The following is a 19539-nucleotide window of genomic DNA, read 5'->3' on the forward strand; positions in this document are numbered from 1 at the left end:
CAGTGACCGCAGCACCGTGTATGCCGGGACCTTACCGACCCGGCGGCTGAAGTCCTAGGGCCTGGGCCGTTCGTGCAACTCCTTGGCCTCCGCGGCCGCGTCCAGGAGTCGGCGCGCCGATTCGTCCCAGCTGAAGTCCGCGGCGCGCTCGACCGAGCGGAGCGAACGAGCCTTCCACAGCTCCGCATCCTCCAGTTGCCGCACCGCGGCAGCAAATTCCTGCGGTGAATCCGGGTGGACGTAGCTGACAGCGTCACCACCGACCTCGCGGAAGATCGGGATGTCGCTGGCGATCACCGGTGTGCCGTGGGACATCGCTTCCACCAGGGGCAGCCCGTAACCCTCCGCTTTGGAGAGGCTGATCAAAGCCGTAGTGCGTCCCAGCATGGCCTCATACTCGGCGTCGGTCACGCCGTTGTGGAAGGTGATGCTCGTGCCGGCGGGCGCCAGGGCCTCGAGTTCCGCCCGGCGTTCCGGGGTGATTCGGCTGAGCAGGTGCAAGCTTATATCCGGCAACTCCGCCATGCCCCTGATCATGGTCTCCACGTTTTTGTAAGGCATAAAGGAGCCCATGTACAGGATCGTCTTGTCTGCCCCTGACCCTGGATCCCGCGGCGCGTGGCCGTGCTGCGGGGCGTTGCCCACGATCCGGACCGGACGCCGGGTCAGCTGGTACTTGGAGATCAGTGCCGCCGTCGTGGCGCTGATGGTGGCAACAACGTCGGCACGATTAAGCAGGAAGCGCTGCGGCCAAAAGGCCTTGTGGTAGAGGCGCCAGAGGACCCGGACGGGTGCGGGCAGGAAGCCCGGGGGAGCGGGGTGTTCGTAGTAGATCAGGTCGTGCAGGGTCAGCACCAGCGGGTACTTCCGGCCCCAGCTGCCCATCGTTTGCATCGGGCACACCACCACGTCGGCGTCGAGTGCGTTCACCTTTCGGGCGACGAACAACTCGGCGGGGGAGAGCGGGCTGTTGATCAGGGAATAGGGCACGTCCGGGAGCAGGGCCAGCTGGCGAACGTCGCTGATGAGCATGGAGACCTCGGCGATTTTTGCCGTTGCGGCGATCAGGCTGGCGCCGTAACGGCTGATTCCGTCGTGGTGGTCCAGCCGGGTGAACCGGGCATCAATAATGATTTTCACGCGGAATGGTCCTTCAGGAAGCGTCGGATGAATGCCGCGGCGGGTTCCGGGGTTTCGTAGTGGATCAGGTGCCCGACGCCGGCGATCACGTCCAGGCGGCCGTCCGGCAGCCGTGCCAGCAAGGTGTGCTGGTCCGGTAGCGCCGCAATTTCGTCTTTTTCACCGGCGATCAGCAGCACGGGAAGCGTCAGGCTGGCGGCCACTTCGGCGACATTGCTGCCAACCGATGCCTTAAAAGCTTCCAGCAGGCTCTCACGGTCCGCGAATGCGGAGAAATAGGCGCTGTGCTGGGCGTGGACAAAACGTCGGAGATGTTTCTCGCGCGTTTTCGCCATCGTCTCGCTCATGACCCGGACAATCAGCTGGCTGCGCAGCAGGCCCTGTCCCAGCCGGCGCGGCAGGCGCGCAGCGGTTTCGTAGTAGAGGACGGCGAGTTTGGTCAGCAGGGCCTTGGGCCCCTCAAGGGCCGGGGCGGCGATCGGGTTGATCAGGATCAGCTCCGCCACGGTGCCGGGGTGGCTGGCCACGTAATGGCTCGCGATGATGGAGCCAAAGGAATGTCCCAGCAGGACGGTGTCCGGTCCCAGAGCCAGGGCCGCGATAAAATCGGCGACGAAGCGGCAGTAACGTTCCACGCTGTGCCTGGCATCGGTGAACGCGGCGGAGCTGCCGAATCCGGGGAGGTCCGGCATAATAAGCCGCATCTCGGGGAGCTGGTCGGCAACCCTAAGGAGTCCATGGTGGTCGCCGCGAAAGCCATGGACCACCAGGATGGTGCGGGTCTGCGGGGTCACCGTTACCGGCTCGTAGCTCCAATACGCGACTTTGGTGCCGTTCACTACCACTTCGGCGGGATGGGTGCGCGCCGCAAGCCCGGCGCTGAGCAGGGGAGTGCCGGGGGAAGGCTCGGTGGCCATGTCTACCATTCGATGAGTCCTAATTGACGGAGTCCGGGTGCGAGCCGGTCCGGAAGCCGCGTTCCAGTCCGGCAAGGGTGTCCATGGCGGCGTCGTCCAGGCTGAAGCCAAAGACATTGAGGTTTTCCCTGATCCGGGCGTACGAGCTCGCCTTCGGGATGGCGATATTGCCAAGCTGGACATGCCAGCGGAGGATGATCTGCGCCGGGGTCCTGCCGTGGAGGGCCGCAAGATGAAGGACAGCCGCATCCTGCAGGACCTGGCCGCGGCCCAGCGGGCTCCACGCTTCGGTGGTGATTCCAAGCTCGCGGTGCAGGCTGCGCAGTTCCTCCTGCTGGAGCCAGGGGTGCAGTTCAACCTGGTTGACGGCCGGGACGACTTCCGCCGTCTGCAGGAGGCGGTCCAGGTGGGCCGGCTGAAAGTTCGAGACCCCGATGGCCCGGGCCCGGCCTTCCCGGTACAGCGTCTCCAGGGCGCGGTAGGTCTCCGGATACAGCCCCCGTTCCGCGCACGGCCAGTGGATCAAGTACAGGTCAACGTATTCCAGCCCGAGGTTGGCCATCGACGTGTCGAAGGCACGCAGCGTCGCGTCGTAGCCGTGGTCGTCGTTCCAGACCTTGGTGGTGATAAACAGGTCCTCGCGGGACAAGGAAGGGGAGGCTTCGCCGGAACCGCCGCGGGCGTCATCGCCGCTAACAAAACCGGACAAGGCGCCAACGCCCCGGCCAACGCCGGTCTCGTTGCCGTACATGGCGGCCGTATCGAAGTGCCGGTAGCCGGCTTCGAGCGCCATCGTCACGAGTCCGGGGGCGTCCTCCGGGGGCACCTTATAGAGTCCAAAACCCACCTGGTCGATCAGTACACCGTTGTTGAGGCTGAGCCGGGGTGAGGGTTTCATACCATCGACTTTACCGACTCCGCCGCCTGCACCGCCCACGACGGGCCGGACACGGGAGTCCGGGCGGCCCGGGAAGCGGCAGGATCAGACCAAACCGTCGAATCTGACCAGGTGCCGGGCGCTGGCCTCGTCCAGAATCAGGTCTGTCGCCAGGCCGGCGGCAAGGGCGCCGCGCAGGCCGTTGATCTTGGAAGCCCCCGAGACCACGCAGATCCGCCGGCGGACCTGGCGCAACTGTGCGAGGTCCGGACCGGTGGAACGCTCGTTAAGCATGATCCCGTCCGAGGAGCCGTCTGCGCGGAAGAACACCGTGGCAACATCGCCCACAACGTCTGAGGTGGCCAGGACGTTCAGGTCTTCTTCGTCGAGGTAGCCGCCGGCGTACACGTGGCTGGGATAGTCGGCGTCGACAGAGCCCACGCCGAAAATGGCAATGCTCATGCGGGACTGAAGTTCGAGGATCCGTTGCACGCTTCGTTCATTCCACATGGCCGTTTTGGTCGCGGCGTGGTCGAAGAACGCCGGTACCGGGAACTGCTCCACCCGCGCTCCGTAGGCGCTGCCAAAGCGGCGCATGATGTCGGAGGCATAGGTGATACCAGTGGTTTGCATGTTGCCCGCCCCGTTGAGCTGGACGATCACGCAGTCGTGGGTGATCTTCCGGGTCAAGTGCCGGCTCACAGCGCTCAAGGTCGAGCCCCACGCGACGCCGATAATGGCGTTGGAATCCACCAGCGGCCCGATCGTGCGGGCGGCCTGCATGGCCACGCGGTCCAGCGTTTCCGCCTCATTGAGCGTGTCCACTACCGGAACGACGTGCACGTCCACCTTGTATTCGGCGCGGATCATGCTTTCGAGTTCGGGCCCGGTGTCGAGGGGGCTGCGGATCTGGATTTGCACCAGCCCCGATTCCCGGGCTGAGGAAAGCAGCCGCGACACGGTGGACCGGGACGTGCGCAGCTCGCGTGCAATCGCGTCCATGGTCAGGTCCTGAAGGTAATACAACTGGGCGGCGCGGAGGGCGTCGGAGCTTCGTGAGGGTGTCATCCCACTTCCGTTCTGCACGTTTGTGCATAGTGCTTGACTCCATTTTCCATTACTCCAAAGAATAGTGATGAACGGCGCCGCGCCGCACGGCGCGCCGCACAGGACCAAACCCAAAGGAGTAGTTCTTGGGACAGAAGGATTCAGCCCGCAACCAGGCGTCGGCCGGCGAGCGCGCATCGGTGCAGAAGCTGCAGAGGCGGCCGCACGCGCAGGTGCTTATCATCGGCGGTGGCATAAATGGAGTGGGCACGTTCCGGGACCTCGCCCTGCAGGGTGTTGACGTGGCACTTGTGGAGCGCGGTGACTACTGCCAGGGGGCCAGCGGTGCCTCATCGCACATGATCCACGGTGGTATCCGTTACCTTGAGAACGGCGAGTTCCGCCTCGTCCAGGAATCGGTTGTGGAACGCAACCGGCTGCTGCGCATCGCCCCGCACTACGTAAAGCCGCTCCAGACGACCATCCCCATCTTCAGCACGTTTTCCGGCATCCTCGCCGCGCCGCTGCGGTTCCTGACCCACAAGCAGCACGGGGCTCCCACGGAACGCGGGGCCTTCCTGATCAAGCTTGGCCTGAGCATGTACGACTTCTTCTCCCGGGACGGCGGCACCGTCCCCCGACACCAGTTCCGCGGCCGCCGGCGGGCTCTTGCCGAGCTGCCCCGCCTGCACCCGGGAATCAAATATGCGGCGACGTATTTCGACGCCTCCGTGCACAACCCGGAGCGACTCACGCTGGATGTGCTGCAGGACGGCGAGAAGGCCGGCGCCGCGGGGGCCAGCGATGCCCGCGCCAGCAACTACCTCTCGCTGGTGGCGGTCCGCGACGCAGCAGGGACCGGGCGCACCGGAAGCATCGCGGAACTTCGAGACGAACTCACCGGTGAACGGTTTGAGTTCTCCGCCGACGTCATCGTCAACACCACCGGCGCCTGGGTCGACCAGACAAACCAGGCGATGGGCGAGGCGTCTGCCTTTATGGGCGGCACCAAGGGCTCGCACATTGTGCTGGACCACCCGGAACTGCTCGCCGCCTGCAGCGGACGCGAGATCTTCTTCGAACACACCGACGGCCGGATCGTATTGATCTACCCGATGGGGGACCGCGTCCTGGTCGGGACCACGGACATCGACGCGGACATGGCGGAAGACGCTGTATGCACCGAGGAAGAGATCGACTACTTCTTCGACCTGATCGGCCATGTCTTCCCGGACATCACCGTGGGCCGGGATCAGATCGTCTACACGTTTTCCGGAGTCCGTCCGCTGCCCCGGCACGACGCCACCCAGCCGGGCTTCGTCAGCCGCGACTACCGGATCGAACGCCGCGCCGGGGGCGCCGCCGGGACGGGGAGTGCCGGCGCAGTCGTGCTTAGCCTTGTGGGCGGAAAATGGACCACCTTCCGCGCCCTCGCCGAACACCTGAGCGACAAGGTCCTCGCTGAACTCGGAATGCACCGTAAAATCTCGACGGCGAAACTGGCCATCGGCGGCGGTGCCGGTTTCCCCGAGAGCGAGGATGGCGTGCAGCGCTGGATCAAGGCACACATGACGGACAACCGTGATGCCGACCGCACCGCAGGGCTGCTCACCCGCTACGGCACCCGCGCCGGGGAGATCATCAGCTTCCTCGACGCCGGCCCGGACCCGCTCCTGCACTCCACCCGCGAGCTCTCCGTCCGTGAACTGGAGTTTATGGCCCGGAACGAGCAGATCGGGCACCTGATCGACGTCTTGATCCGTCGCACGTCCCTCGCCTTCCGCGGCCTGGTGACCGGCGAACTTCTGCACGAGGTTGCCGGCATCCTTGCAGGCCCGCTCGGCTGGGACGCGGCCACCCAAGCCGCCGAGATCAGCCACGCTCAGGAGGTGCTCAAGCGATTCCACGGGGTCCACGTCCACAGCGTGGTCGCCGGATAGAGATCGGCGCCCGGGCGGATGACGTCCGGGCGCACCGGCTGCGGGGTTCAATGGAAGACCCGCGCAGCGGCCGGCCGGCGGAGCCACGGCCCCGCCGGCACACCAGCCCTTCAAACCCGCGAGGGGCTGACAACAGAAAATAGAGGAGTCAAAGATGTCTCTTGGAATAGTTTTCCTGTCCGAAGTCTTCGGTACCGCAATGCTGACCCTGCTGGGCTGTGGCGTTGTGGCAAACGTTGCACTGAAGGGTACAAAAGGAAATAACGGCGGATTCCTGATGGTCACCTGGGGATGGGGCATCGCTGTCTTCGCCGGTGTATTCGTCGCCGTGAAATCAGGTGCGCACCTGAACCCCGCCGTGACATTCGGCCTGCTGATCAATGGCAAAGGCACTTACGCCCCCGGCGTTCCGGTCGACTTTGCCTCGACGTTTACCTACTTCGGCGGTGAACTCCTGGGAGCCTTCCTGGGTGCTGTGGTGATGTGGCTGGCCCACAAGCAGCACTTCGATGTCGAGCCCGAGCCCGCCAACAAACTTGGCGTATTCTCCACCGGCCCCGCCATCCGCTCCACCACCTGGAACCTGGTCACCGAAATCATCGGCACCTTTGTCCTGGTCTTCGTCATCCTCACCTTCGGCGGGACACCGTCCGGGCTTGGCCCGCTGGCCGTTGCCCTGCTGGTCGTCGGCATCGGCGTCTCCCTCGGCGGCCCCACCGGCTACGCCATCAACCCCGCCCGTGACCTGGGCCCGCGCATCGCCCACGCCCTGCTGCCGATCAAGGGCAAGGGATCCTCGGATTGGAGCTATTCCTGGATCCCCGTCGTCGGACCGCTCGTCGGCGGCGGCCTCGCCGGCATTGTGGCCGCAGTGGTGCCGATCATTGCCACCGCGGCGGCTTAACCGTCGCGCTGCACACCTCCAACAGCCAACCCCAAGACAAGGACGTCACCATGAACCAGTATGTAATCGCAATCGACCAGGGCACCACCAGCAGCCGAGCCATCATCTTCGACCACAGCGGCAGCATCGTCTCGTCCGGCCAGCTCGAACATGAACAGATCTTCCCGCAGGCCGGCTGGGTGGAACACGATCCCGCGGAGATCTGGAACAACACCCGCGAGGTCATCGGCACCGCGCTGTCCAAGGCAAACCTCACCCGGCACGACATCGCTGCCGTAGGCATCACCAACCAGCGTGAGACCGCCGTCGTCTGGGACAAAACGACCGGCAAAGCCGTTTACAACGCCATCGTCTGGCAGGACACCCGCACCCAGCCCATCGTGGACGAGCTGGCAAAGGACGGCGGTGTGGATCGCTTCAAGGAAAAGGTGGGGCTCCCGCTGGCCACGTACTTCTCCGGCACCAAAATCAAATGGATCCTGGACAATGTTGAGGGCGCCCGCGAGAAGGCCGAAGCAGGCGACCTCGTGTTCGGCAACACTGACTGCTGGGTGCTGTGGAACCTGACCGGCGGCGTCGACGGGGGCGTCCATGTCACCGATGTGACCAACGCGTCCCGGACCCTGTTTATGGATCTCGAGACCTTGTCCTGGGACCAGGACATTCTGGACGCCTTCGGTGTCCCGGCCTCGATGATGCCGGAGATCAAGTCTTCCTCCGAGGTGTACGGGACGGTGCACACGTCCCAGCTGCTGCGTGAAGTTCCGGTCGCAGGGATCCTGGGCGACCAGCAGGCCGCAACGTTCGGGCAGGCGGCGTTTGAAGCCGGCGAAGCCAAGAACACCTATGGCACCGGCTGCTTCTTGATCTTCAACACCGGTGAGGAGATCGTCCACTCCAAGAACGGGCTGCTGACAACTGTCGGGTACAAGCTCGGCGACGCGGCGCCGCACTACGCGCTGGAGGGCTCGATCGCCGTGACCGGTTCCCTGATCCAGTGGCTGCGTGACAACCTTGGCATGATCAGCAGCGCCCCGGAAGTGGAAACCCTTGCCGCCGCGGTCAAGGACAACGGCGGGGTGTACATTGTGCCGGCATTCTCCGGACTGTTTGCTCCGTATTGGCGCTCCGACGCCCGGGGCGCGATCGTCGGCCTGACCCGCTTTGTGAACAAGAACCACATCGCCCGAGCTGCGCTGGAGGCCACGGCGTTCCAGACCCGGGAGGTCCTCGATGCGGTCAACGCCGATTCGGGCGTGCCGCTGACGGAGCTGAAGGTCGACGGCGGCATGGTGGCCAACGACGCCCTGATGCAGTTTCAGGCCGACATCCTGGGGGTGCCGGTGATCCGGCCCAAAGTCGTCGAGACCACTGCCCTGGGGGCGGCTTACGCCGCCGGCCTTGCCGTGGGGTTCTGGAAGGATCTGGGCGAATGCTCGGCCAACTGGGCCGAGGACAAGCGCTGGGAGCCGCAGATGGATGACGCCGAGCGGGACCGCCAGATGCGCCTCTGGAAGAAGGCCGTCACCAAGTCCATGGACTGGGTCGACGCCGACGTGAAGTAAGTCCCAGCCTCTGTTGAGGGAGGCCGCACCCGCCCTGCCCGTCCCCTGCTGCTCCCTGACACTCGCAAGCTCGTGTCGGGACCCTCGCAGCAGGGGGCCCATCGCGGTGCCCACCACACCCTGGCGGGGTGCGGCCTCCCTCTCGAGTGCGTCCACACTTCAGCCGCTCGTGGCGACTTACCTGTGGGTGGTTTGTGGGTGCGCTAAAGTAGTCCTGTGCGCGCGATCCTCCTGCTTAGCTAGCCGCCCGGCATTCCGTCGAAAACCCGGATTGCCGCGCGGCCGCCCCTCCGTGTCGAGGGGCTTTTGTGTGTCCGGGATGTTTGCCGGCCCGCAGCAGGGGATCAGGCGGGACAGTCCTGATCTGACAAGATCGAAAGAACAGAAGAGGCCAGCAGTGAGCGTTCAGCCGGAGACAGAGACCGGAACACCAGCAGTCGCAGCGGAGACGCCTGACGAGGGTGCCTACAGCTTTGCCGCCATGGAGGCCAAATGGCCGCAGGTCTGGGAGGACCTCAAGGTCTTCACACCCGTCGATGACGGGTCCAAGGAACGGCGGTATGTCCTGGACATGTTCCCGTACCCGTCCGGGGATCTGCACATGGGCCACGCAGAGGCCTTCGCCATGGGCGACGTCGTCGCGCGTTACCTCCGACAGCAGGGCTTCGATGTGCTGCACCCGATTGGCTGGGATTCCTTCGGACTGCCCGCCGAGAACGCGGCGATTAAGCGCAACGCGCACCCCAGCGAGTGGACCTATGCCAACATCGACACCCAGGCTGCCTCGTTCAAGCGCTACGCCATCTCTGCGGACTGGTCCCGTCGGATCCACACCTCCGACCCGGAGTATTACCGCTGGACCCAGTGGCTCTTTAAGCGCTTCTATGAACGCGGCCTGGCCTACCGCAAGAACTCCCCGGTCAACTGGTGCCCCAAGGACCAGACCGTGCTGGCCAACGAACAGGTCGTCAACGGCGCCTGTGAACGGTGCGGCACTCCGGTCACAAAGAAGTCGCTGAACCAGTGGTACTTCAAAATCACCGACTACGCAGACCGGCTCCTTGATGACATGGATGAACTGCGCGGCCACTGGCCCGAGCGTGTCCTGGCCATGCAGAAGAACTGGATCGGCCGATCCGAGGGTGCCCACGTCACCTTCGTGATCGAGGCCGAGGGCGGCAAGGCCGCCCAGGACGTTACGGTCTTCACGACCCGCCCGGACACCCTCTACGGCGCGACGTTCTTCGTCGTCGCCGCCGACGCGCCGATCGCCGTCGAGCTGGTCACCGGGGAACACGCCGCGGCCCTGGACGCGTACCGGGAACAGGTCAAGGCGCTTTCCGAAATCGAGCGACAGTCCACTGAGCGGGAAAAAACCGGAGTTTTCACCGGCCGTTATGCCACCAACCCGCTGAACGGCGAGAAACTGCCCGTCTGGGCGGCCGACTATGTGCTGGCCGACTACGGCACCGGAGCCATTATGGCCGTCCCTGCCCACGACCAGCGCGACCTCGACTTTGCCCGCACCTTCGACCTGCCGGTCCGGGCAGTGCTGGATACGGGGGAAGAAGATCCCGCATCCAGCGGTACTGCCACCACGGGTGAGGGAACCCTGATCAACTCCGGTGCCCTGGATGGACTGCCCAAGGCAGAAGCCATTCCGGCCGCCATCGAGATCCTGCAGCAGCAGGGCACGGGCGAAAAATTCGTGAACTTCCGCCTGCGCGACTGGTTGCTCAGCCGGCAGCGGTTCTGGGGCACCCCGATCCCGATCATCCACTGTCCCTCCTGCGGGGAAGTCCCGGTCCCGGACGAACAGCTCCCGGTTACCCTGCCGGCAGACCTGCGGGGCGAGGACCTCTCCCCCAAGGGCACCTCCCCGCTGGCCGCCGTCGAAAGCTGGGTCAATGTCGACTGCCCCGTTTGCCACGGGCCGGCCAGGCGGGACACTGACACCATGGACACCTTTGTGGACTCGTCCTGGTACTTCCTGCGCTTCGTCTCCCCGGACTACACCGGGGGGCCGTTCGACCCCGCCAAGATCAATGACTGGATGCCGGTGGGCCAGTACGTCGGCGGCGTGGAGCATGCCATTTTGCACTTGCTCTATGCCCGTTTTTTCACCAAGGTCATCCATGACCTTGGCATGATCGACACCGACGAGCCGTTCAGCGCCCTGTTGAACCAAGGCCAGGTACTCAACGGCGGTAAGGCCATGAGCAAGTCCCTGGGCAACGGCGTTGACCTGGGCGAGCAGCTGGACAAATTCGGCGTCGACGCCGTCCGGCTCACCATGATCTTCGCCTCGCCGCCGGAGGACGACGTCGACTGGGCAGACGTGTCGCCGTCGGGCTCCGCCAAGTTCCTCGCCCGCGCCTGGCGGCTGGGACAGGATGTCACCAGCGCACCCGGCGTCAACTTTGCCGCCGGGGACCGGGCCCTGCGTACCGTTACGCACCGCACAATCGCCGACGCCGAAGCCCTGCTTGACCACAACAAGTTCAATGTGGTGGTCGCCAAGCTGATGGAACTGGTCAACGCGACCCGAAAGACGATTGACGCCGGGGCGGGCGGCTCCGACCCGGCGGTCCGCGAAGCCGTTGAGACCGTCGCTGTCATTCTGAGCCTCTTCGCGCCGTACACGGCCGAGGATCTCTGGAACGTGCTGGGACACCCCGCCTCGGTGGCCAACGCAGGCTGGCCGGCACACGACGAGTCCCTCCTGGTGCAGGACACGGTCACCGCCGTCGTCCAGGTCCAGGGCAAGGTTCGCGACCGGCTGGACGTCTCACCGGCGATCGGCGAGGACGAACTGCGCGAATTGGCGCTGGCCTCGGAAAACGTCCAGCGGGCCCTCGACGGCCGCGATATCCGCACGGTAATCGTGCGGGCGCCTAAACTGGTCAACATCGTCCCGGCCTAACCGGGCAGGTCAGTGAACAGGCCGGCCGCCGCGGGAAACGGCGGCCGGCCATCACAGCGGGACCCGACAGCAAGTGCAGACGGCAGGAGGTGCCTGGTGCCCCACCGCGACCCAGCGGGGTGGCCGTGGCTGAAGGAGCGCCTCAACGGGTTGCGCCAGGCCAGGGTCCCCGCAATGGACCCCGGGTCCGGGGCTGCCCCGGATGGAGTCCGGACGGCCGTGGTCACGGACTCTGCCGCAGCACTTCCGGCCGACTGGGTACGCGCGGTATCCGCCGGCGGGGAGCTGACGGTCGTCCCGATGCCTGTGATGGTCGGCACTGAAATCTACGGCGAGGGCGAGGACGACATCGCGGATACCATCGCCGTGGCCCTGGCGAGCGGCAAACCCGTCAAGACCTCCCGACCTTCACCCGGCCAGTTTGAACAGGCTTATGTGGCCGCCCAGCGCAATGGCTTCGAGTCCGTTGTGTCGCTCCACATTTCCGGGGAACTCTCCGGCACGGTGGACTCCGCCCGGCTGGCTGCCGCCAAGGTGAGCATCCCGGTGGACGTCCTGGACTCGCGCACCGTCGGTATGGCTCAGGGAATGGCGGTCCAATGCGCAGTCAGCGCTGCCGCGCAAGGCAAGGCAGCCGCCGCCGTGCGTGAGTGCGCTGAATACGGGCTGGCCCGCTCCAAGGTCTACTTCTACGTACCCAGCCTCGAGCAGCTCCGGCGCGGCGGACGGATCGGAGCCGCGGCTTCTCTCTGGGGGACCATGTTCGCGATCAAGCCAATCCTTGCGGTCGAGGACGGCAGGGTCGTTCCGCTGGAGAAGGTCAGGTCCGCAGCGAAAGCCATCGCACGGCTCCGGGAGATCGCAGTGGCCGACGCCATTAGCCGGCCCCCGGGGCGGGCGCTCCTCGCTGTCCACCACTTTGGTAACCCGGCGGAGGCTAAACAGCTCGCCGCGGAGCTGGCCGCAGCCGTCCCGGGATGTCTGCCCGTCCAGATCAGCGCACTCCCCGCCGTGCTCGCTGCCCACGCCGGGCTCGGAGTGCTGGCGGTTATTGTGGGGGAGAGCGGCACGCCGGCAGCACGGGTGCCGTCTGCCGCCTCCTGACCGGGACGGCTTCCGGCACTTCCTGACCGGCACGCCGTCCGCCGCCACGCCCGGGGACCGGCTATTCCACAGGGGTTTTCCACATGGCACACTCGGCCCGGTGCCTCGTACGCTGCGGTTCGTAGGATGGGCGCATGCCGCGTCACGATCCGGAAAGCCCGCCCAGCCCCGAGGCCGTCCCTTCCGGCCGCAGGTTGTCGGCCGCCGTGACTCCTGCCTTCCGGGGTGCCGAGGACTTTAGGCCTGCCTCCGCCGGTGACAGCCCCGTCTCCGGCCTGCTCAGCGGGCCACCCGGGACCGGGCGCGCCGCGGAACAGCGCGTTCCGGGCCAGGCGGATGCGCCGGCCAGCCGCGGACCCCGGCTCCGATGGCGGACCGGACACCGCGCAGCTACCTTGCTGTGCCTGGTGGCGATGGCGCTCCTTGGCTGCTTCTGGTGGCAGGCATCGAACACCGCAACCCAGGTCAGCCCGCTCGGCGCCGTCAGCACCGCGGAACCCGGCGCGGAACCCGGCGCGGAACCCGCTCCGGAACTTGGGACGGCACCTGCGACGGGACCTGGGACGGGAGCCGTCGCAGCCGACCGGATCACCGTGCACGTGGCGGGCGCGGTGGTCCATGCCGGAATCGTGGAGTTGGCATCGGGGAGCCGCCTGCACGAGGCGATTTCGGCGGCGGGAGGCGGAGCGCCCGATGCGGACCCCGGCCAGCTTAATCTCGCGGCCGTGTTGGAAGACGGACAAAAGGTCGTTGTGCCGCGGCAGGGTGAAAGTACCGGGCCGGCCGGAGCTGCTGCCGCTGGGGCGGCCGGCGCCGCGGACGGGCCGGACTCGGCCGGCGGGCCCCCTCCTCCGGGCGGAAAGATCAACCTGAACACTGCCGGCGTCGACGAACTGGAGACCCTGCCGCGCGTCGGCCCGGTGCTGGCCCGGCGGATTGTCGAGTGGCGGTCCCAGCACGGCCGCTTTGAACGGGTCGAGGAGCTGGATGCCGTGGATGGCGTAGGGGCCAAGATGCTCGCAGCCTTGCTGCCTCTGGTGAGGGTCTGAGGGGCGGACATGGACCACGGCAGCCGCTGGCAGCGGTACGTGGACGCCGCGGCCCGCCGGCCCGCCGCAAACCAGCAGCCGCGGGAGGCGAAGGGGCCGCCGCCACCGGAGTGGTCCGGCCGGCTCCGGATGCTTGGCCCGAGGCTCCGCACCTGGTGTGCGTCATGGGAAGCCCCGGGCGGGCCCGCGCCGGCGCGGGAGGACTTATGGCGCAGGACCGATGTGCGCCTGGTTCCGATGGCGGCAATGGTCTGGGCGACGGCGGCCGCGGCGCAGCAGCTGCCCCCGGCGGTCCTGGCGGCGCTCTGCATGAGCTTCGTGACGGGGTCCGGGCTGCTCCTGGCCGTGGCGGCAGCCGGTTCAGGCAGTGGGCAGCCGGGCCCGCCGGCCCGGCGAAGCTTCCGCGCGACGATGGCCGTGGCACTGCTGCTCGCGGCTGCCGCCGGCGGGCACGCCGCCGCAGATTCTTCCCTCAGGCACGAGGGTGCCGTGTCTGCCGCCGCAGCCGAGGTAACAGCCGTTGCCGCGGAAGTGGAGGTAACGGGGACGCCGCGCCGGCTCAAGTCGCCCGGGCATACCGGGGCGGCGGACCGATGGGCCGTACCGGTCACGCTGATCGACATGACCTTCGACGCGCAGCGGGTACGCGTACCGGCCAGGCTCCTGGTCCTGGGCGGCGCCGGCTGGGAGTACGCCGTCCCCGGCCGGCGGATCCGAACGACCGGTAAACTTGCTCCGCCCACACCGGGCCTGACCGAAGCGGCAGTCCTCCTGGCAAGTTCCGTCCCCACGACGGTCGGGGAGCCCGGCACCTGGCAGCTCGCCCCGGGGGAGCTGCGCAGCCGTTTCACTGCGGCCACCGGGCAGTTCGGCGGCGACGCCCGGGGACTCCTGCCGGGAATGGTCACCGGCGACACGACCCTCCTGGACGAGGAGCTGGACGTGGCGATGAGGTCTGTCGGCATGACCCATCTGACGGCAGTGAGCGGCGCCAACTGCAGCGTCATCCTAGGCGCCCTCCTGCTGGCCGCGCGCAGCCTGCGATTGAGCCGGGTACTCGCTTCGGTCCTCTGCCTGGTTGGCTTGGGCCTGTTCGTCCTGGTGGTGGGCCCGGATGCGAGTGTCCTGCGGGCCGCGGTGATGGGCGCCATCGGTCTTGCGGCCCTTGCCGGCGGCCGGCCAGGACGCGGGCTAAGCCTCCTGTGCGTGGCCGTCACCGGCCTTGTCCTGCTCCAACCGGTGCTGGCCGCCAGCTTCGGATTCCTGCTCTCCGTGCTGGCGACCCTGGGTATTGTGACCACAGGCAGACCGGTCATGAAGTGGTTTCCGGCAGCCGTACCGCGTTGGGCCGCCGCTGCAGTGGCCGTGCCGCTTTCCGCACAGGCATTCTGCGGGCCGGTCATCGTTCTGCTCCAGCCCCAGTTCACTTCCTACGCCCTGCCCGCCAACATGGCCGCCGCTGCCCTGGTTGCCCCGGTCACGCTGCTGGGGACCGCGGCCGTGCCGCTGGTCCCGCTGGCTCCGGGCTTCGCCGCTGTCCCGTTGGGCGTCGCCGCCGCCTTCGCCGCCGGGGTAGGAGGAATTGCCCGGTTCTTCGCGGGCCTGCCCGGCGCGGTGCTGCCGTGGCCGGACGGGGCCTACGGCGCCGCGACCATGGCGCTCTTCTCGGCCGCGGCCTTCGCCGCCTGGTGGCTGGCCTTCCACCCCTTCCGGACGGCCGGGTTGGCCCTGACGGCACATCAGCGAACGGTGGCGTTGCTGAACCGGATACCGATGCGCGGCGATGGCCGGCACTCGGCCCGGGAAGGGAGCTGGCCCGGCTTGGTGCACCGCCCCGGCCGTGGCAGGCTTAGAGTCTGCACACAATCTTCCGGGAGGAAACCTCAGTGGCTGCTGCCCAGACCCCACGCACCCGGCCCGCGGCTTCGAACACGGCCACCTGGCGCGATGTGAGCCCGGCAGCCGTTGTGCTGGTGGGCGGCCCGGAAGACTACCTGGGCTCCCGCGCCATGGACCGGATCCGGGCGCAGGTCCGCGCCGCCGCCCCTGATGTCGAAGTCACCCGGCTCACTGCCGGCAACTACGAGCCCGGTTCCCTCGCCATGAATGTCAGTCCGTCACTTTTCGGCGAACAGAAGCTGATCGAGGTGGAAGGACTGGAGGGCATGAACGACGCGTTCCTCGCTGACGGTCTCAGATACCTCGCCCGGCCCGAGCCCGACGCTGTCCTCGTCCTGCGCCATAGTGGCGGCGTGCGCGGGAAGAAGCTCCTGGACGCCATCAAATCCGGCGGATGGCCGGTGGTGGACTGCCAGCCGCTGAAAAAGGACGCGGACAAGGTCGCGTTTGTGGCAGCCGAGTTTCGGGCAGCTTCCCGCCGCATTGATCCCGATGCCGTGCATGCCCTCGTCAACGCCGTCGGCGCCCAGCTCGCCGAACTGGCCGCCGCCTGCAGCCAATTGATCGCCGATGCGTCCACCAGCGTGGATTCTGCCATGGTGGACCGGTACTACGGGGGCCGGGTGGAAGCCACCGCGTTCAAGGTAGCCGACGCAGCGATGGCAGGGAATGCGCCGCTGGCCCTCTCCACCCTGCGCCACGCCCTCGATACCGGGGCGGACCCGGTTCCCTTGGTGGCCGCGCTGGCCTCGAAGCTCCGGAGCCTCGCCAAGGTGGCCGGCGCCCAGGGGTCCTCGTCGCAGATTGCCAAGCAACTGGGCATGCAACCCTGGCTGGTCGAGCAGGCACAGCGGGAGGTCCGGCGCTGGACCCCCGAAGGGCTTGTCCGGTCCATCCAGGTCACCGCCGAGGCCGACGCCCAGGTGAAGGGCCTGTCCCGGGACCCGGTCTACGCCGTCGAACACGCCGTAACCGTGATCGCTACCTCCGTCCGCCGCTGAGCCAGGACCGGGACCGGTGCCCACGCAGCAGGTGCTGCGCACGGTCGCTCTAGCGCTTAACTGGAAGTGGCCGGCACCCTGGGGTGCCGGCCACAATCGTCAGTTCGAAAGAACTGGAAACCTTAGAGCGCGTTGACCTTCTTGGAGATGGCCGACTTGCGGTTTGCGGCGTTGTTCTTGTGGAGAACGCCCTTGCTGACAGCCTTGTCCAGCTTGCGGCTGGCGGAAAGCAGTGCGGTAGCGGCCGCATCCTTGTCGGTTGACTCAACGGCGGTGTTGACGGCGCGGATGGCCGTCTTCAGCTCTGACTTGACTGCGTTGTTGCGCAGGCGGGCCTTCTCGTTGGTGAGGATGCGCTTCTTCTGGGACTTAATATTAGCCACGTGTGAACTCTCTTTTTCAATGCGGAAAATGGTCTAGAGGGCTTTCAGATTGGCCATTGACTGAGCGGCGTGGGGATACCTATGGCGACCAACCATCTGTGGCCGTCGACCTGCACGGACACACAGCTGTCAATAATAGCAGAGAGACCGGTCTGCTGGCGATTGAGTGCCCGGTCAGCGCCACCCCTGGCGGGTCCTCAGGGCGGCGGCGATGACGTTGAAGCTCTTGCGGTCGAGGATCGCGCCCTCGCGCCGGACATCCCGGGGATTGATCTGCAGGACACGGTCCAGTTTCGCTTCACTCGGACGGCGCTGCCGGTCCCAGGGGCCGGTGCCGATGTCGGCGTAGTCATCGGCCCGGCGAGGGTCCCCGTCGTGGTCCTTGCTGGTCAGCATAAGCCCCAGCAGGTAGGAGCCGTTGCTGCCCACCAGCAGCACCGGCCGGTCCTTGCCCTGCGAATAGTCTTCCTCGTACGGCACCCAGGTCCAGACAACTTCGCCCGGCTCCGGGCGTCCGTTGGCAGACGGGGCGTAGCTCACCTTGGCCGTGCCGCGGAAATCTCCGGGGTAGGTACCGGTCAGTGAGCCCGGGGCTGGCTGGCTGGCGGGTGTTCTTCCCGGCGGGGAGCTGCCCGGCGCGGAGCGGGGCTGGCCCTCCAGGAATCTCAAGGTCCTGCGGACAGCGTTGCCGATCGAGCGTAAGTTCCAAGCCATGGGGAAACCCTACCGGCACCCAGTACCGGCGCCGGGCACAACTGCGGCGAAGAATCCAGGCGGAACATCGGCGCCGCTGTACGGAGCAGGGATGCACTCCCACGGGCCCGGACGTGGGAGACTATAGGTTCAGCTACGCGGCACGTCGCAGGACGGGAAACCAGAGCCAGCGCCGATCCGTGGAAAAGCCACCCGTAATGCCAACAGTAAGGACCCTGCGTGTCTCCCATGGCCCGCACCGCCCCGGTGCCCGCCGCAACAGATCCGGCCATCCTCCGGAACTTCTGCATCATTGCGCACATTGACCACGGCAAGTCCACACTGGCCGACCGGATGCTCCAGTACACCGGCGTCGTCCAGTCCCGTGACATGAAGGCCCAGTACCTGGACCGCATGGACATTGAGCGCGAACGCGGCATCACCATCAAATCCCAGGCCGTCCGCATGCCTTGGGAGCTCGACGGCGTCAGCTACGCGCTGAACATGATCGACACCCCGGGACACGTCGACTTCACCTACGAGGTCTCCCGCTCGCTCGCGGCGTGTGAAGGCGCGATCCTTCTGGTCGACGCTGCGCAGGGCATCGAGGCCCAGACCCTGGCCAATCTTTACCTGGCGATGGAGAACAACCTTACGATCATTCCGGTCCTGAACAAGATCGACCTTCCCGCAGCCCAGCCCGAGAAGTACGCGGCGGAACTCGCCAACCTGATCGGCGGCGAGCCCGACGATGTGCTCCGGGTGTCCGGCAAGACGGGTATGGGCGTGGAGGTTCTGCTGGATAAGATCGTCCGAGACCTGCCGGCTCCGGTGGGCGATCCCAACGCTCCCGCGCGCGCCATGATCTTCGACTCCGTCTACGACACCTACCGCGGCGTAGTTACCTACGTCCGCGTGGTTGACGGCATGCTGCACCCCCGCGAACGCATCCAGATGATGTCCACCCGTGCCACCCATGAACTCCTCGAGATTGGTGTCAGCTCCCCGGAGCCAACCCCCTCCAAGGGCCTCGGTGTCGGCGAGGTGGGCTACCTCATCACCGGTGTCAAGGACGTCCGCCTGTCCAAGGTCGGCGACACCGTCACCAACCTGGCCAAGCCGGCCAGCGAATCACTTCCCGGCTATGCCGATGCCAAGCCGATGGTCTTCTCCGGCCTGTATCCCCTGGACGGCACGGACTACCCGGTGCTCCGCGATGCGTTGGAGAAGCTGATGCTCAACGATGCCGCCCTGGTCTACGAGCCGGAGACGTCCGCGGCGCTGGGATTCGGGTTCCGAGTCGGCTTCCTGGGGCTGCTGCACCTGGAAATCACCAGGGAGCGTTTGGAACGCGAATACAACCTCGACCTGATCTCCACCGCTCCGAACGTGGAGTACGAGGTAACCCTGGAGGACAAGAAGGTCGTCCACGTCACCAACCCCAGTGAATACCCCAGCGGCAAGATCGCCGAGGTCCGTGAGCCTATGGTCGCCGCCACCATCCTGGCGCCGAACGAGTTTGTCGGGGCCATCATGGAGCTGTGCCAGAGCCGGCGCGGCGTGATGGGCGGCATGGACTACCTCTCCGAGGACCGGGTGGAAATCCGGTACCGTCTGCCGTTGGCCGAGATCGTCTTTGATTTCTTTGACATCCTCAAGTCCAAGACCCGCGGCTACGGGTCGCTGGACTGGAAAGCGGACGGGGACCAGGTCGCTGACCTGGTCAAGGTCGACATTATGCTCCAGGGCGAACAGGTGGATGCTTTCAGCGCCATCACCCACCGGGACAAGGCCTACGCCTACGGCGTGATGATGACCGGCAAGCTGCGCGAACTCATTCCGCGCCAGCAGTTCGAGGTTCCCATCCAGGCCGCCATTGGCTCCCGCATCATTGCCCGGGAAAGCATCCGCGCGATCCGCAAGGACGTGCTCGCCAAGTGCTACGGCGGTGACATCACCCGAAAGCGCAAACTGCTGGAAAAGCAGAAGGAAGGCAAAAAACGCATGAAGATGGTGGGCCGTGTGGAGGTCCCGCAGGAAGCCTTTATCGCCGCCCTCACCACGGATGAGTCCAAGGATAAGGCCAAGAAGTAACGG

General features: G+C 66.4%; 15 protein-coding genes. 9 read left to right on the plus strand and 6 right to left on the minus strand.

The window, feature by feature from the left end; translation table 11 throughout:
- Positions 1-54: 54 nt before the first annotated feature.
- The 4 genes from QK287_RS15070 to QK287_RS15085 form a co-directional block, all read right to left on the minus strand.
- Positions 55-1140: a glycosyltransferase family 1 protein gene (locus tag QK287_RS15070; RefSeq protein WP_226775146.1), complete on the minus strand. Its 1086-nt coding sequence runs from the start codon at positions 1138-1140 to the stop codon at positions 55-57.
- Positions 1137-2057, minus strand: coding sequence for an alpha/beta hydrolase (locus QK287_RS15075; RefSeq protein ID WP_226775147.1), 921 nt, complete (start codon positions 2055-2057; stop codon positions 1137-1139). The genes QK287_RS15070 and QK287_RS15075 overlap by 4 nt, the downstream gene beginning before the upstream one ends.
- Positions 2058-2076: 19 nt before the next feature.
- On the minus strand, positions 2077-2955 hold the full coding sequence (locus QK287_RS15080; RefSeq protein ID WP_226775148.1) for an aldo/keto reductase: 879 nt from the start codon (positions 2953-2955) through the stop codon (positions 2077-2079).
- An 84-nt stretch (positions 2956-3039) separates the two neighbouring features.
- The gene (locus tag QK287_RS15085) at positions 3040-4002 is read right to left on the minus strand and encodes a sugar-binding domain-containing protein (protein ID WP_226775149.1); all 963 of its coding nucleotides are present in this window, start codon (positions 4000-4002) and stop codon (positions 3040-3042) included.
- Positions 4003-4127: 125 nt separating this feature from the next.
- Here QK287_RS15085 and QK287_RS15090 point away from each other — a divergent pair, with 125 nt between their 5' ends.
- The 8 genes from QK287_RS15090 (at position 4128) to holA (ending at position 16366) form a co-directional block, all read left to right on the plus strand.
- On the plus strand, positions 4128-5921 hold the full coding sequence (locus QK287_RS15090; protein WP_226775150.1) for a glycerol-3-phosphate dehydrogenase/oxidase: 1794 nt from the start codon (positions 4128-4130) through the stop codon (positions 5919-5921).
- A 154-nt stretch (positions 5922-6075) separates the two neighbouring features.
- The gene (locus QK287_RS15095; protein ID WP_226775151.1) at positions 6076-6825 is read left to right on the plus strand and encodes an MIP/aquaporin family protein; all 750 of its coding nucleotides are present in this window, start codon (positions 6076-6078) and stop codon (positions 6823-6825) included.
- Between the two features lie 50 nt (positions 6826-6875).
- Positions 6876-8390, plus strand: a complete 1515-nt coding sequence (gene glpK, locus QK287_RS15100; RefSeq protein WP_226775152.1) for a glycerol kinase GlpK — start codon at positions 6876-6878, stop codon at positions 8388-8390.
- Between the two features lie 397 nt (positions 8391-8787).
- The gene (gene leuS, locus QK287_RS15105; protein WP_226775153.1) at positions 8788-11313 is read left to right on the plus strand and encodes a leucine--tRNA ligase; all 2526 of its coding nucleotides are present in this window, start codon (positions 8788-8790) and stop codon (positions 11311-11313) included.
- A gap of 96 nt (positions 11314-11409) precedes the next feature.
- Entirely contained in the window at positions 11410-12417 is a 1008-nt protein-coding gene (locus QK287_RS15110) for a DegV family protein (protein WP_226775154.1), read from the plus strand.
- 134 nt (positions 12418-12551) lie between these two features.
- The gene (locus QK287_RS15115; protein WP_226775155.1) at positions 12552-13466 is read left to right on the plus strand and encodes a helix-hairpin-helix domain-containing protein; all 915 of its coding nucleotides are present in this window, start codon (positions 12552-12554) and stop codon (positions 13464-13466) included.
- A gap of 9 nt (positions 13467-13475) precedes the next feature.
- A complete protein-coding gene (locus QK287_RS15120) occupies positions 13476-15419 on the plus strand; it encodes a ComEC/Rec2 family competence protein (protein WP_256446874.1) in 1944 nt (647 codons plus the stop codon).
- Positions 15353-16366 (plus strand): DNA polymerase III subunit delta, encoded by a 1014-nt coding sequence (gene holA, locus QK287_RS15125; protein WP_226775156.1) that lies wholly within the window; start codon positions 15353-15355, stop codon positions 16364-16366. The genes QK287_RS15120 and holA overlap by 67 nt, the downstream gene beginning before the upstream one ends.
- Before the next feature lie 122 nt (positions 16367-16488).
- On the opposite strand, the gene rpsT is transcribed toward holA, so the two are convergent.
- Together rpsT and QK287_RS15135 are read right to left on the minus strand one after the other, a co-directional pair.
- Positions 16489-16749 (minus strand): 30S ribosomal protein S20, encoded by a 261-nt coding sequence (rpsT, locus tag QK287_RS15130; protein ID WP_226775157.1) that lies wholly within the window; start codon positions 16747-16749, stop codon positions 16489-16491.
- 174 nt (positions 16750-16923) lie between these two features.
- Positions 16924-17463 carry a type II toxin-antitoxin system PemK/MazF family toxin gene (locus QK287_RS15135; protein WP_226775158.1) on the minus strand — a complete coding sequence of 180 codons (540 nt, stop codon included), beginning with the start codon at positions 17461-17463 and terminating at the stop codon, positions 16924-16926.
- Positions 17464-17682: 219 nt separating this feature from the next.
- On the opposite strand from QK287_RS15135, the gene lepA reads away from it, so the two are divergent.
- On the plus strand, positions 17683-19536 hold the full coding sequence (lepA, locus tag QK287_RS15140) for a translation elongation factor 4 (RefSeq protein ID WP_226775159.1): 1854 nt from the start codon (positions 17683-17685) through the stop codon (positions 19534-19536).
- Positions 19537-19539: the final 3 nt, after the last annotated feature.

The organism is Arthrobacter sp. AL05 (assembly GCF_029960715.1).
Lineage (GTDB): Bacteria > Actinomycetota > Actinomycetes > Actinomycetales > Micrococcaceae > Arthrobacter.

What these genes read in the sequence shown, in the direction of transcription:
- QK287_RS15075 (WP_226775147.1), bottom strand. Translation starts at nt 2,057, where the DNA reads ATGGCCACCGAGCCTTCCCCCGGCACTCCCCTGCTCAGCGCCGGGCTT.
- QK287_RS15080 (WP_226775148.1), bottom strand. Translation starts at nt 2,955, where the DNA reads ATGAAACCCTCACCCCGGCTCAGCCTCAACAACGGTGTACTGATCGAC.
- QK287_RS15085 (WP_226775149.1), bottom strand. Translation starts at nt 4,002, where the DNA reads ATGACACCCTCACGAAGCTCCGACGCCCTCCGCGCCGCCCAGTTGTAT.
- QK287_RS15095 (WP_226775151.1), top strand. Translation starts at nt 6,076, where the DNA reads ATGTCTCTTGGAATAGTTTTCCTGTCCGAAGTCTTCGGTACCGCAATG.
- glpK (WP_226775152.1), top strand. Translation starts at nt 6,876, where the DNA reads ATGAACCAGTATGTAATCGCAATCGACCAGGGCACCACCAGCAGCCGA.
- QK287_RS15115 (WP_226775155.1), top strand. Translation starts at nt 12,552, where the DNA reads ATGCCGCGTCACGATCCGGAAAGCCCGCCCAGCCCCGAGGCCGTCCCT.
- QK287_RS15120 (WP_256446874.1), top strand. Translation starts at nt 13,476, where the DNA reads ATGGACCACGGCAGCCGCTGGCAGCGGTACGTGGACGCCGCGGCCCGC.
- QK287_RS15135 (WP_226775158.1), bottom strand. Translation starts at nt 17,463, where the DNA reads ATGGCTTGGAACTTACGCTCGATCGGCAACGCTGTCCGCAGGACCTTG.